This is a genomic window from Vibrio navarrensis, assembly GCF_015767675.1.
Lineage (GTDB): Bacteria > Pseudomonadota > Gammaproteobacteria > Enterobacterales > Vibrionaceae > Vibrio.
Genome location: NZ_CP065217.1, coordinates 867,497 through 880,416, shown reverse-complemented (window position 1 = coordinate 880,416; position 12,920 = coordinate 867,497). Strand labels below are relative to the sequence as shown.

The 12,920-nt window shown below is 47.5% G+C and carries 10 protein-coding genes; 3 read left to right on the top strand and 7 right to left on the bottom strand.

Annotation, left to right across the window (positions count from 1 at the left end):
• Window positions 1-273 precede the first annotated feature (273 nt).
• The 3 genes from I3X05_RS04005 (at window position 274) to crr (ending at window position 3,022) form a co-directional block, all read left to right on the top strand.
• Window positions 274-531: an HPr family phosphocarrier protein gene (locus tag I3X05_RS04005; RefSeq protein ID WP_045571048.1), complete on the top strand. Its 258-nt coding sequence runs from the start codon at window positions 274-276 to the stop codon at window positions 529-531.
• Window positions 532-668: 137 nt separating this feature from the next.
• Window positions 669-2,393 (top strand): phosphoenolpyruvate-protein phosphotransferase PtsI, encoded by a 1,725-nt coding sequence (gene ptsI, locus I3X05_RS04000; RefSeq protein ID WP_045571049.1) that lies wholly within the window; start codon window positions 669-671, stop codon window positions 2,391-2,393.
• A gap of 119 nt (window positions 2,394-2,512) precedes the next feature.
• Window positions 2,513-3,022 (top strand): PTS glucose transporter subunit IIA, encoded by a 510-nt coding sequence (gene crr / locus I3X05_RS03995; RefSeq protein WP_039424649.1) that lies wholly within the window; start codon window positions 2,513-2,515, stop codon window positions 3,020-3,022.
• 56 nt (window positions 3,023-3,078) lie between these two features.
• On the opposite strand, the gene I3X05_RS03990 is transcribed toward crr, so the two are convergent.
• The 7 genes from I3X05_RS03990 to I3X05_RS03960 all read right to left on the bottom strand — a co-directional run bounded on the left by I3X05_RS03990 (window position 3,079) and on the right by I3X05_RS03960 (window position 12,890).
• On the bottom strand, window positions 3,079-4,206 hold the full coding sequence (locus I3X05_RS03990) for a flagellin (RefSeq protein ID WP_045571050.1): 1,128 nt from the start codon (window positions 4,204-4,206) through the stop codon (window positions 3,079-3,081).
• Between the two features lie 121 nt (window positions 4,207-4,327).
• The gene (locus I3X05_RS03985) at window positions 4,328-5,461 is read right to left on the bottom strand and encodes a flagellin (RefSeq protein WP_193188672.1); all 1,134 of its coding nucleotides are present in this window, start codon (window positions 5,459-5,461) and stop codon (window positions 4,328-4,330) included.
• 570 nt (window positions 5,462-6,031) lie between these two features.
• On the bottom strand, window positions 6,032-7,189 hold the full coding sequence (locus tag I3X05_RS03980; protein WP_045569785.1) for a flagellin: 1,158 nt from the start codon (window positions 7,187-7,189) through the stop codon (window positions 6,032-6,034).
• Window positions 7,190-7,597: 408 nt separating this feature from the next.
• Window positions 7,598-8,791 carry a flagellar hook-associated protein FlgL gene (gene flgL / locus I3X05_RS03975; protein WP_045569786.1) on the bottom strand — a complete coding sequence of 398 codons (1,194 nt, stop codon included), beginning with the start codon at window positions 8,789-8,791 and terminating at the stop codon, window positions 7,598-7,600.
• 14 nt (window positions 8,792-8,805) lie between these two features.
• Window positions 8,806-10,722 (bottom strand): flagellar hook-associated protein FlgK, encoded by a 1,917-nt coding sequence (gene flgK / locus I3X05_RS03970; protein WP_045569787.1) that lies wholly within the window; start codon window positions 10,720-10,722, stop codon window positions 8,806-8,808.
• A 137-nt stretch (window positions 10,723-10,859) separates the two neighbouring features.
• Window positions 10,860-11,780 carry a flagellar assembly peptidoglycan hydrolase FlgJ gene (gene flgJ, locus I3X05_RS03965; protein ID WP_045569788.1) on the bottom strand — a complete coding sequence of 307 codons (921 nt, stop codon included), beginning with the start codon at window positions 11,778-11,780 and terminating at the stop codon, window positions 10,860-10,862.
• Window positions 11,781-11,798: 18 nt separating this feature from the next.
• Window positions 11,799-12,890, bottom strand: coding sequence for a flagellar basal body P-ring protein FlgI (locus I3X05_RS03960; protein ID WP_045569789.1), 1,092 nt, complete (start codon window positions 12,888-12,890; stop codon window positions 11,799-11,801).
• Window positions 12,891-12,920 lie beyond the last annotated feature (30 nt).

Genomic DNA, 12,920 nt, shown 5'->3' with positions numbered 1-12,920 from the left:
GAATCCAAATCAATTTTTCGTTTAAAAAAGCCCCATTCAGGGGCTTTTTTGTTGATCCCTGCCTCACCTTTGGTAATATCGGGATGTTTTATTTTAAGCTTCAAAATAATTTATAACAACTATGTAACCTCTTAGGTAACGAGTTGCAGAAAATTTTGACTCGCGTCAGCTTCAACATGCTTACCGTACCCCGTCGCTAGCGGGCATCGAATAAAGCAGTTAAGCTAAAACTTGTCACTATCAACAAAAATACAATCAATTGGGGTATATCACATGTACGAGAAGCAAGTAGAAATCACAGCAGAAAACGGTCTTCACACTCGTCCAGCTGCGCAGTTCGTAAAAGAAGCAAAAGCTTTTGATGCGGATATCACTGTGACTTCTAACGGCAAAAGCGCAAGCGCCAAAAGTCTGTTCAAACTGCAAACTCTTGGCCTAGTGAAAGGCACTGTAGTTACAATTTCTGCTGAAGGCCCACAGGCTAAACAAGCAGTTGACCACCTAGTTGCTCTTATGGCTCAACTTCACTAATCCTGTTCTCCTCAACAAAGCCATTTAGCCAACTAAATGGCTTTGTTTGAAGATAAAATCCGATTAGTCGGCTACAGTTTTCGTTAGCGATTTAGTCACACATTCCCGTTTACGTTTGACCAACTTAAGGTAAGGCTATGATTTCAGGCATCCTGGCATCTCCTGGTATTGCAATTGGTAAAGCACTACTACTTCAAGAAGATGAAATTGTCCTAAACACTAACACTATCACCGCAGAGCAAGTAGACGCTGAAGTTAAGCGTTTCTACGATGCCCGTTCCAAATCTTCTGCTCAGCTAGAAACCATCAAGCAGAAAGCATTAGAAACGTTTGGTGAAGAGAAGGAAGCGATCTTCGAAGGTCACATCATGCTTCTTGAAGATGAAGAGCTAGAAGAAGAGATCCTAGCGCTCATCAAGAATGACAAGATGACAGCGGATAACGCAATTCATACCGTTATCGAAGAGCAAGCAACGGCTCTTGAGTCTCTTGATGATGAGTACCTGAAGGAACGCGCCACGGACATCCGTGATATCGGTTCTCGTTTTGTCAAAAACGCCCTTGGTATCAACATTGTTTCGCTCAGCGATATCAATGAACAAGTTATCTTGGTCGCTTACGACCTGACACCGTCTGAAACGGCGCAAATCAACCTAGACTACGTGTTAGGCTTTGCTTGTGATATTGGCGGTCGTACATCGCATACTTCGATCATGGCACGCTCACTTGAGTTGCCAGCCATTGTTGGTACAAACGACATTACCAAACGTGTTAAAAATGGCGACATGCTGATTCTTGACGCGATGAATAACAAAATTATCGTTAACCCTTCAGAAACTCAGCTCGAAGAAGCCAAAGCGGTCAAAGCAGCTTTCCTTGCTGAGAAAGAAGAGCTGGCGAAACTGAAAGATCTACACGCAGAAACTCTAGACGGCCATCGTGTAGAAGTTTGCGGCAATATCGGTACAGTGAAAGACTGTGACGGCATCATCCGCAACGGCGGTGAAGGTGTTGGTCTGTATCGTACCGAGTTTTTGTTCATGGACCGCGACGCTCTGCCGACTGAAGAAGAGCAGTACCAAGCATACAAAGAAGTTGCACAAGCAATGGAAGGTCAAGCGGTGATTATCCGTACTATGGACATCGGTGGCGACAAAGATCTGCCATACATGGAGCTACCAAAAGAGATGAACCCGTTCCTTGGCTGGCGCGCTGTACGTATTAGCTTGGATCGTCGTGAAATTCTACGTGACCAGGTACGTGGTATTCTGCGTGCATCAGCACACGGTAAACTGCGTATCATGTTCCCAATGATCATCTCTGTTGAAGAAATTCGCGCACTGAAAGAGGCTATCGAAGAGTACAAAGCAGAACTGCGTGCTGAAGGTTTGGCTTTTGACGAGAACATCGAAATCGGTGTCATGGTTGAGACACCAGCAGCAGCAGCGATTGCACATCACTTAGCCAAAGAAGTGTCATTCTTCTCAATCGGTACCAACGATCTGACCCAGTATACACTCGCGGTTGATCGTGGTAATGAGATGATTTCTCATCTTTACAACCCACTTTCACCAGCAGTACTGACAGTTATCAAACAAGTTATTGATGCATCTCATGCTGAAGGCAAATGGACTGGTATGTGTGGCGAATTAGCGGGTGATGAGCGCGCAACTCTACTACTATTAGGGATGGGGCTAGATGAGTTCTCTATGAGCGGTATCTCAATTCCAAAAGTGAAAAAAGTAATCCGCAACGCAAACTTTGCAGCAGTAAAAGCAATGGCAGAAGAAGCTCTTACCTTGCCAACCGCTGCAGAAATTGAAGCGTGTGTAGAAAAATTCATCGCAGTGCACGCGAAGTAATCTGCAGCCAAAATTCGAGTTTATAGAGTACGTTAGGCGACTAAAAAAAGTCGTCTAACAACTCGGATTGGTATACTATAATTCGACAGAATAAAACTAAACCTTAGGAGCATGACACAATGGGTCTGTTTGATAAACTTAAGAAGCTTGTATCTGATGACAGCGCTGATGCTGGTGCAATCGAGATCATCGCACCTTTGTCTGGTGAAATCGTAAACATTGAAGATGTGCCAGATGTTGTTTTTGCTGAGAAAATCGTCGGCGATGGTATCGCTATCAAACCAGCAGGCAACAAGATGGTTGCTCCTGTAAACGGTACTATCGGTAAGATCTTCGAAACCAACCACGCGTTCTCTATCGAGTCTGACGATGGTGTTGAGCTTTTCGTTCACTTCGGGATCGATACCGTTGAGCTGAAAGGTGAAGGCTTCAAGCGTATCGCAGAAGAAGGTCAAACTGTAAAAGCAGGCGACACTGTGATTGAGTTCGACCTAGCGCTCCTTGAAGAGAAAGCAAAATCAACCCTAACTCCTGTTGTTATCTCTAACATGGATGAAATCAAAGAGTTGAACAAACTTTCTGGTTCTGTGGTTGTCGGTGAAACGCCAGTTCTACGCGTGACTAAGTAATTATTTTTACTTAGAGCTGAACACAAAAAAACGCTGCAAATTGCAGCGTTTTTTGTTTATGCCAGTAATCCTATCGCGCCGCTTGGTGATTGTTTGGCCTGAGCCAATAAAGCAGAGGTGGCTTGCTGGCGGAACTGCGATTTTACTAAAGCAGTTGACTCTCTAGCAAAGTCGACGTCCTCTATCCTTCCTTTTGATGCAGTGACATTGCGATGAATATTTTGCAAATTGTCCATTGTTCCCGATACTCGGTTTTGAAAACCACCAATTTCACTCCGATGAGAATCAACGTATTTAATTGCACTATCTAACACTGCGACTGCCAGTTGAGCGTTACCCACTGTACTAATATCAAGATCATCGAGAGTAATCTCGTTATGCTCCTCAATATCTACTTCACTGTTAAAACTGCCGCTTATCTCTACTCCATCTGGCGCGTCACGATTTGAGACATACAACTGCAATCTGCCATCTTGGGTTACCGATGAGTTCACGACATCTTGGTGTGCGTTGATATAAGTCGCAACTTCTTCAAGATTATCTCCAGGTTTTAAGGAAAGCTGTATCTTCTGCTCCTCACCACCCGCATCCTGATAAGTAAAATTGAGTTGCCGAGAATCTTTTGCGACCTGCCAATCAGGGGAGAGACTCACATCTGCTAGATAGTGACGCCCGCCCATTTCAGGTGTCTGGGTACGCATGTTGTTTAATGTCAGTGTGATGGAGTTTGCATTCGCGCCAAGATGAAAACTTTTAGAACCAAATTTGCCGTTAAACAATTCAGCACCGGCAAAGGTTGTGGTTCTAGCGATTCTATCCATTTCATCTTTTAGCATCACCGTTTCCTGCTGCATACTCTGACGATCATCGTCGGTATTCGAGCCGTTAGCGGATTGCAAAGAGAGCGACCGTAATCTCTGCAGTATCGCACTGCTTTCCTGCAATGCCCCTTCAGCGGTTTGTGCCACTGAATAGGCGTTATTTGCATTGGTCAGCGCCATATCCAAACCTCGTATTTGCACATGTAAGGTATTGGCGATTTGCATGCCTGCAGCATCATCACTTGCACTATTGATTCTTGATCCGGAACTCAGATTTTTTTGGGTTTCAGCCACCTGACCTGCTGCGTTACCCAGATATCGCTGGGAGACCATCGCAGACACGTTGGTATTTATTGAAACCATTTATGCGATATTCCTCTCCTTTCATCTTGTGCCAAACCAGACATATACGTGATGTCGAAATCGTTGCCAGTTAAGGAGAAAAAGCTAAGTAACCACTTACTTAGCTTTTTCTCAATCTCTACTAACCCAGTAAGCTAAGCGCTGAGTTTGGCGCTTGTTTCGCCTGAGCAAGAATCGAACTGGATGCTTGCGACAGAATTTGTGTTTTGGTCAATTGAGTCGTCTCTTTGGCGAAGTCAGTATCTTTGATACGGCTCTTCGACGCGTTCACGTTCTCATTGATGTTGTCCAAGTTGCTAATTGCGTGGTTGAAGCGGTTCTGGAACGCCCCCAACTCCGCACGGTGGCTGTCCACGTATTTCAGCGCCGCATCGAGAATTGCCACCGACTCTTGCGCACCTTGCACGCTGGTCACGTCAATGGTGTCTACCGTCACTTTTTTGCCGTCACCGATACCAAGCTCACCCGCTAGGCTGCCCGAGAAAGAGATTTCACCGTCAACTTTGTTGGTACCCGCGAAGATTTGTAGCTTGCCGCCTTCACCGATAGACGCTTTCAGCAGGTCGGTTTGACCGTTGATATAAGTAGCCAGCTCTTCGATGTCATCGCCCGCTTTCGCGTTGATGTTGATCTCTTGCTCGTTACCAAACGTGTCGGTCAGTGAGATAGTCAGGTCGTTGTCACCGGCAGAAACGGTCCAGTTTTTGTCTTTCCCTTCTTCCGCTTGGTAGCTAACGCCACCCATCATCTGGTTGTCTGAACGCATGTCTTTCAGAGACAGCATTACCGCTTCACCGTTGTCCGCACCAATCTGCATCGATTTGGTGCCGTAGGTGCCGTTGAGCAGTTTGTTACCACCAAATGATGTGGTTTCTGCGATACGGTTCAGCTCGTCGTTCAGCGCAGTCACTTCTTCTTGAATCGCCACACGCTCTGCTTTGGAGTTTGAGCCGTTAGCCGATTGCAAAGACAAGTCACGCATACGTTGCAGGATGTTGGTGGTTTCGTTCATCGCACCTTCTGCGGTTTGCGCGATGGAGATACCATCGTTGGCGTTACGCACCGCCACATCCAAACCACGACTTTGTACATTCAAGCGGTTAGAGATTTGCAGACCCGCTGCGTCATCTTTCGCGCTGTTGATTTTAAAACCAGAAGACAGGCGTTCCATCGACGTTTGTTGTGCGCTGTTTGCGCCGTTTAGGTAACGTTGTGCTGTCATTGCTGCTACGTTGGTATTTACATTCACTGCCATGATGAATTCTCCAATTGATTTTCCGATATTACGGTTTCCGACGTCTCGGAAAACCAAGTAGTTCTCTCAAAGTTACTTTTATTAACGACGTCAAACGCCGAAGCTTTAGCAAAATATTTAAAAAAATAATAAATGGAGATCGGATTAATAAATCTGAGCAAAACTTGCGCTTTGGCGCTCAAGTTTTGTTTAAAGATGTCGAATGGCGAAAATAGAAAAAGGTAGTCATTATCAGCGTTAGCGGTGATGTTTTGCCACTTATCGGCAGCTTGTAGGAAAATTGCGCTTAAGAGGATAAATGTCGGCAGAGATGCCAAAGAATATTCGTTAGAGGGAAACTGAGAAAAAGAAAAAGCCCCATTCCTTTGAGAGAACCGGGGCTAGGTTGGTAGCCAGAGCCAATGTGGAGATCAAGAGAAATGAACACATTTCCGGCACACCGGACAACTTCACATCAATAATGTCAGGCAGGTGAGAGATGAGAGAGCCTTTCATTCAATGTAAAGTTGTTTGCCACGTCATCCTGTACCATAAGCGCACGTCTGAGCCATAGCTGGTACAGGACTTCCGTTAGCCCTGCAATAGTGACATTGCAGAGTTTGGCAACTGTTTTGCTTGAGCAAGTATTGAAGTACCTGCTTGTTGCAATATTTGTGCTTTCGTCATTTGCGTTGTTTCCTTCGCAAAATCGGTATCTTTAATTCGACTGTTCGAAGCATCGACGTTTTCCTGCACGTTAGCGAGGTTGTTAATGCTGTGATTCAGACGGTTTTGCTTCGCACCAAGATCCGCTCGCTGCGAGTCGACGTATTTTAGCGCGGCATCAATCACGCTGATGGCATTTTGTGAGCCTTGTACGGTACGCAGATCAACATCCTGTACCGTGGTCTTGAACGGCTCATCGCTAAGACCAAGATCCTTAGCTAAACCGCCAGAAATGGATACTTCACCTTTTAAGTTCGGCTCTGCGACAAAGATTTGCAGTTTGCCGTCTTCACTTACTGACGCGTTAATCAGATCCGACTGGCCGTTGATGTAGGTCGCAAGTTCTTCAATGTCATCACCCGCTTTGGCCATGATATTGATTTCTAGATCATCAACGTTGCCATCTTCATCTTCGCCCATCATCGGCAAGACAATCTTCATATCGGCATTATCTGCACTGACACTCCAATTGCGGTCTTTGCCGTTTTCCGATTGGAAGGTGGCACCGCCCATACGGAAATCATCTGCGCGAACACTGGTCAGGCCCATAATCATGGCTTCACCGGAGTTCGAGCCAATTTGGAAGGACGCATCACCGAAGGAGCCATTGAGCAAACGTCGACCACCGAAAGAGGTCGTTTCTGCAATACGGTTAATCTCATCTTGCAGGGCATTGGCTTCTTCGTTAATCGCCTGACGCTCTGCTTGCGTATTGGTGCCGTTGGCCGACTGGATAGACAAATCACGCATACGTTGCAACACCGAGGTGACCTCGTTCATTGCCCCTTCTGCGGTCTGCGCAATCGAAATACCATCGTTCGCGTTACGCATTGCCACATCCAAACCTCGCGACTGAGCCGTCAAACGGTTAGAGATTTGCAGACCGGCTGCATCGTCTTTGGCACTGTTAATTTTGTGACCAGAGGACAAACGTTCCATAGAAACGTTGAGGTCATCTGTCGCTTTGTTTAAGTAACGTTGGGCGGTCATCGCGGAAACGTTAGTACTTACTGTTACAGCCATTTTGCTCTCCTTCTGAGTTCGCAAGCTCCTGCGAAGCGGCCAGCTTTACTCTCATTTGGAAAAGCACTGACCGTAATTACTTGCCAAAACTGCCTTAGGCAGCTTTTAGAACCAGGTAAATCCACTCTGAATTATCTAATTCAATTTGTGTGCCAATTTTTAATCTCATCATCTTAAATTTTTAAATCATTTTAAAACAATCACTTAAAAACAGAGTTGCGATGAGTTTTGTCCTTTGGCCACTTCTGTCTGTGTTGCCATTCGGCTTTGCCACCTTGCCGCTTTGCCGTTTTTAAAGGCGAACTTCAAAGCGGCAAACTTATTCCATCTCTATCCGCGCTTAAGGCTTGGCACATAAGGCATCAATCGAGGCGGCTAAACGAATCAGCTACGACTTATATTGGACATTTATAAGTAGTTAAACAGAGTCAGATCTTTGGTTTTACCAAACGCGAGCTGCGAAGCTTGCAATGCTCTGGAATTCTCATTGAACTCAATAATTGCTTTGGAGTAGTCCAGGTCTTCAAAGTTACTCTTAGCTTTACTCAGAGATAGATTGAAGTCTTCATGCTGCTGCTCTTGGATATCCAAGGTACTCAGGCGCGCACCTATATCAGTACGGGCTTTGTTTAAATGGATGAAAGCCGCATGAAATTCCTCAGTCACCTGATGCAACTTCGCTGTTGCGTTGGCATCCGAGACCGAGGCATCGGAATACTTCGCCGCATTTTTAAAACTGTCAAAAATCGAGAAATGTTCACGAGGTTTAAGCTCGATCACATCTCCCCGTTTGATTTGCCCACGCAAATCAATCGTCAAATCGTTGTATTTGATCCCAGTGCTGGCGTTAAACTCATCGGCGGCCACCACACTGCCATCTTTCTCCAACTGATAGCCCCATTTGCCATTACTCATGTCGACAAAGGTGACACGATAGTTCGACTTGTCGAAATAGTCCTCATTGACGGCTTTATCGAGCAGCAATTCAGACGCATTTTGCAGCTGGTATTCGGGTTCGTAATCACCAAATGGGTTCGGGATATCCATAAATAACTTGCTGCCAGGATCGTTCATCGCCATTTCTAAACTGGCCGAAATACGCATTTTGCGTTGGTAGTCGTCACCGGAATAGGTGACGCTGCCATCGTAATCACGGAAAAAAGGCTGGGTCTTCGATTTGGTTCCAGCAAAGGTGTAGTTGCCGGATTCATCCTGTGCGTTTGCCAAATAGAGGAAATTGTTTGCCAGTTCCTCTATTTCACGTTTTTTGGCCATTCGATCTTCCGGCGACAAAGCACCGTTAATCATTTCCATTACCGTGCGTTTGGCTTCATCGGCAAACTGCTCTTGGTTTGCCACATTCACTTCATGCTGTTCTAGGCGGTTGCGCACCAGCACAATCGCGTCTAAATACTGTTTGAGTTGCTCAGCCTGCTGGCCGATATTTTGAATGTAGTGCGTCGCCAGCGGATCATCGCTCGGCGAGAGCAACTTTTTGCCCGAAGCCAGTTGCGCTTGATTGTGATGGATTTTATTTTCCATTCGGCGCAAGTCATTCTGAACGGACTGATAGTTATGGAAGCTGGCAATACGTGAAATCATCTACCGTCTCCTCTCTATCTCAATTGCAAAATGGTGTTAAAGGTATCGTTGGCGGCCTGCATGATGCGTGACGATGCCATGTAGGCTTGCTGAAAACGCATCATGTTAGACGCCTCTTCATCCAAGTTGACCCCGGAAATCGCCGCCACTCTCTCTTGCGCCGCTTCATTCTCGTGCTGGGCGATGGTCGCGAGGCGCGTCGCCGTTGAGTTGCGTAATCCTACGTTGGTATTGAGGTTGTGATACACATCCAAAATGGTCGACTTATTGCCGTCCATTTTTTTGTCCAACTGAATTTGCTGCATTTTTCTCAGGTTGCCGTTATCACCGTCCGAAGGGACAAGGTTTGCCGTGAACTTATCGTTTGCCAGCGCACCGGGGGTCAACTCAAACACCGTTTCTTTGCCGTCTTTGTAGCTCGGGTGGTTGGAAGGCAGCACCACGGAGATCGGCCCATCAGTTGGATAAGGCGCTGGGCTGCGCACCACGTTGCCTTTGGTGTCAATCACGGCAAACTGATCGCCCTTGGGCGATACAATCACCTCAAATTCACGCAAGTCACCGGCTGCCAGAATGTGGAACTGAGCGGTGCCCTGAGCAAAAGTCGTGGAAGCTTCGTAGCTCTGCGCGGCAATGGTATTGGCATCATTGGTTTCCACCTTCATCTGTGCCGCCGAATTTCGCGTCGGGCGCAAGAGGATCTTTTCACCTGATTTCGGCTCGTTGCGCACTTCAACCCGCATGCCGTCCAGATAGAAAGCGGACTTAGCAGAATCGAGTGAAACCGTAACGGTTTCACCAGACGGTTTGGTCACGGTGTAGTTACTGCCATCATAGCGCAGGGCATACTCGCCGCCCTGTAAGGCGGCAATGTCATTGATGAAGACGGCGACTTCAGCCGTTGAATCCGGCGCAGCCACCGCGCGCGATTTGGCAATTAACTCCGAGTTGACATCGGTAAAAATCAGCCCACCGATGTTGCCACGCAAGTCCAAGCCTTGTTTTTGTAACAGGTTGACTTCATTCGAAAATGCTGCCGCCATTCTGCCCATTTCATCCATGACATGTGGGATCTGATTATCACGCATATCCAGCATGGCGCCGAGCTTACCGTCTAAGGCAACACTTTTAATCGGTTTCAGAGAATTGCCTTCGTAGATGGCAAGACGGCGTTGATGAACGTCTGGATAGCCACCGATCATCTTAAGCTGACTTGCTTCAGTACCTGATACCAAAGTGTGGCCGTTGCCGATATGAATGTTGAAGCCTTCCGCGTTTGAGCGTGGCGTGACGGTGACTTTGGTGTACTCAGAGAGCTCTTTAACCAACTTTTCATGCTGGTCCATCAAATCATTGTGCTGCCCGGGGGTACGCATCATTAAGCGATGAATGTCGCGAATTTCCACCGCGATCTGGTTGATGCGCTCGATACCCATATCCAGCTTTTTATTGGTCACGTCATACTGCTGGCGCACCGTTTCGTGAAAACCGTTCACCGTTTCAGCAATAATTCTCGCTTTTTCAAGCAATACTTTACGTGCACCCATGTCGTTAGGGCTGTCCGCCAACGTTTTTAGGGCATCAAACCATTCATTGAGGTTTTCTGGAATTTTCTTCGACGCCACAGAAGAGAGCATACCGGAAAGCATCTCTAAGTTGGCTTCGACGTCGCTCTTGTTGGCATAGTTGGTGGCAGAGAGATTGAGTTCATTGACGGCAAACTGGTCCCATGAGCGGCGAACATTTTCCACATGCACGCCCATGCCGTAGGTAGAGCCGCCAAATTGACGCGGGTCGTTGGTCGCCTGAACCACAGACTGACGGCTATAACCTTCTGTATTGACGTTAGAAATGTTATGACCGGTGGTGTTTAACTGTCTCTGAGCCGTAAGTACGCTCTGAGTACCTACATTCAGAAGATCCGACGCCATACGTGCCCCCAAAAACTCAATCAAATCAGTAAAAACTGAGTACCTGAACACAATAAAGCAAAAGGTATGCCAATAGAGGGAAACGCTGTTTACACAAAGAATAAGGGCCTGATTTTACTCAGGCCCTCGCGTGGAATTTACATGTTTTCTATCCGTTCTTTTACGCTGAGTACCTTCTCAGCGTAATCAGGATCGGTTGCGTATCCGGCCCGGTGAATACCACGGATGAACGCTTCAGAATCGCCATTGTGCTGCAAAGCCACTTGATAGCGAGGATTCTGATTGAGGAACGCCACATAGTCGTTGAAGCTGTCGGCAAATGAGTTATAAGCGCGGAAGGACGCGGTCTCTTTCACTGGCGTGTTGTCATGGAATTCGAGTGTTTGCGTGCGCACTTGCTCACCTCGCCAACTGCGATCCGCCTTAATGTTGAACAGGTTATTACTGCTGTTGCGGGCATTTTTCACTACCTTCTGCCCCCATCCAGTTTCTAGCGCCGCTTGCGCTAACAGTAAACTAGGTTCTACGCCCAAGGTTTTGGCGGCGCGCTCAGCATAAGGGCGCATCGACTGAACGAACGACTCTGGTGAATCAAAGCGAGCCGTCTCTTTGCGACTCAGTTCACCCGATTCGATTAAGCGTTGCTCAATCTCACGCGCTTTGCTGGTATTGACAGGCATTCTCAATGGCGCTTCTTTGCCGGCTTCTCGCATCGCCAGCTCGTTTTTATCCACGCCTTTGTTCGCGCTAAGCTGGGCAACAATCATGTCCGCTAAACCCAATGATCCGGATGAACTCAGTTCGCTGGCCATCTGCTCATCCAGCATCTGGCGATAGAACTGCTCGTTTTGGCTATTCATCAGATCCGACTCAAAGCCCGCATTAGCATCACGCATGGATTTAAACAGCATCGAGGTAAAAATCGATTCAAACTGCTTGGCCGCGGCTTTCAGCGCTTCCTGTTCATGCGCCTCATCACCGCCAACCGCTTGTTGGCGCAGCTTGTCTAGGCTGCTGATGTCGTGAATAAAGCCGATGTCATTTGCGTTGTTGATCATGCTTGCTTCTCCGAACCATCAGATGATGATCAGTTGTCCTTCAATGGCACCTGCTTGCTTGAGCGCTTGCAAAATCGCCATCAGATCCGAAGGGGCTGCGCCGACCTGATTGACCGCACGGACTAAGTCGTCCAATGTCAGTCCCGGTTCAAACTTGAACATTTTGCCTTCTTCTTCGGTGACCGAAATATCGGAATTCGGCACCACGACCGTCTCGCCACCAGCGAAGGAATTGGGTTGGCTGACGCTAAGATTCTCTTTGATTGCTACCGTCATGCCACCATGCGTCACGGCAGCTGGTTTTAGACGTACGTGTTTACCGACCACAATGGTGCCAGTGCGCGAGTTAACAATGATTTTTGCTGAACCATCTGCAGGGTCAAACTCTAAGTTCTCGATCGCAGAGAGAAAAGCAACGCGCTGGCTGATGTCACGAGGCGCACGAACTCGCACCGATGTGGCATCCACTGCTGAGGCCATTTGAGGGCCTAGGAAGTTATTGACCGCATCGGCCATACGCTGCGCAGTAGTGAAATCGGATTCGAGTAGGTTAAAGGTGATAAAGTCACCGCGACCAAACGGCGTGGGTACTTCACGTTCGACCATCGCACCGCTGGAAATAATCCCGACTGTTGGGTTATTGCCGACAATTTTTGAGCCATCGGCACCTGTGGCGCTAAAACCACTGACCACTAAGTTGCCTTGTGCAACGGCATAGACTTGCCCATCTAGGCCTTTGAGGAAGGTTTGCAGTAAGGTGCCGCCGCGCAGACTTTTGGCACTGCCAATCGATGAGACGGTAATGTCGATTTGTTGCCCAGGTTTAGAGAAAGGTGGCAATTCCGCGGTGACCATCACGGCGGCAACGTTTTTGATCTTCGGCTTGGTGCCCGCAGGCAATTGAATGCCGAAATTTTGCAACATGGCGTTAAAGCTCTGTTCGGTAAACGGTGTCGATTCCCCAGTGCCCGGCAAGCCAGATACTAGGCCATAGCCCACCAGTTGGTTACTTCTTACCCCCGCGACCTGGGAGACATCTTTGATGCGCGCCGCTTGTGCCGAAGTCACCGTCATTAACAGACTCATTAGTATCAGGGTGAATTTTTTCATCTTTACTTACCTTCCTCTCTCAACCAGTGA

Excerpts from the sequence above, each read along its gene's own strand:
- I3X05_RS04005 (WP_045571048.1), top strand. The coding sequence starts at position 274 with ATGTACGAGAAGCAAGTAGAAATCACAGCAGAAAACGGTCTTCACACT.
- I3X05_RS03980 (WP_045569785.1), bottom strand. The coding sequence starts at position 7,189 with ATGGCTGTAACAGTAAGTACTAACGTTTCCGCGATGACCGCCCAACGT.
- flgL (WP_045569786.1), bottom strand. The coding sequence starts at position 8,791 with ATGATTTCACGTATTGCCAGCTTCCATAACTATCAGTCCGTTCAGAAT.
- I3X05_RS03960 (WP_045569789.1), bottom strand. The coding sequence starts at position 12,890 with ATGAAAAAATTCACCCTGATACTAATGAGTCTGTTAATGACGGTGACT.
- I3X05_RS03990 (WP_045571050.1), bottom strand. The coding sequence starts at position 4,206 with ATGGTTTCAATAAATACCAACGTGTCTGCGATGGTCTCCCAGCGATAT.
- flgJ (WP_045569788.1), bottom strand. The coding sequence starts at position 11,780 with ATGATCAACAACGCAAATGACATCGGCTTTATTCACGACATCAGCAGC.
- I3X05_RS03985 (WP_193188672.1), bottom strand. The coding sequence starts at position 5,461 with ATGGCAGTGAATGTAAATACCAACGTAGCAGCAATGACAGCACAACGT.
- ptsI (WP_045571049.1), top strand. The coding sequence starts at position 669 with ATGATTTCAGGCATCCTGGCATCTCCTGGTATTGCAATTGGTAAAGCA.
- crr (WP_039424649.1), top strand. The coding sequence starts at position 2,513 with ATGGGTCTGTTTGATAAACTTAAGAAGCTTGTATCTGATGACAGCGCT.
- flgK (WP_045569787.1), bottom strand. The coding sequence starts at position 10,722 with ATGGCGTCGGATCTTCTGAATGTAGGTACTCAGAGCGTACTTACGGCT.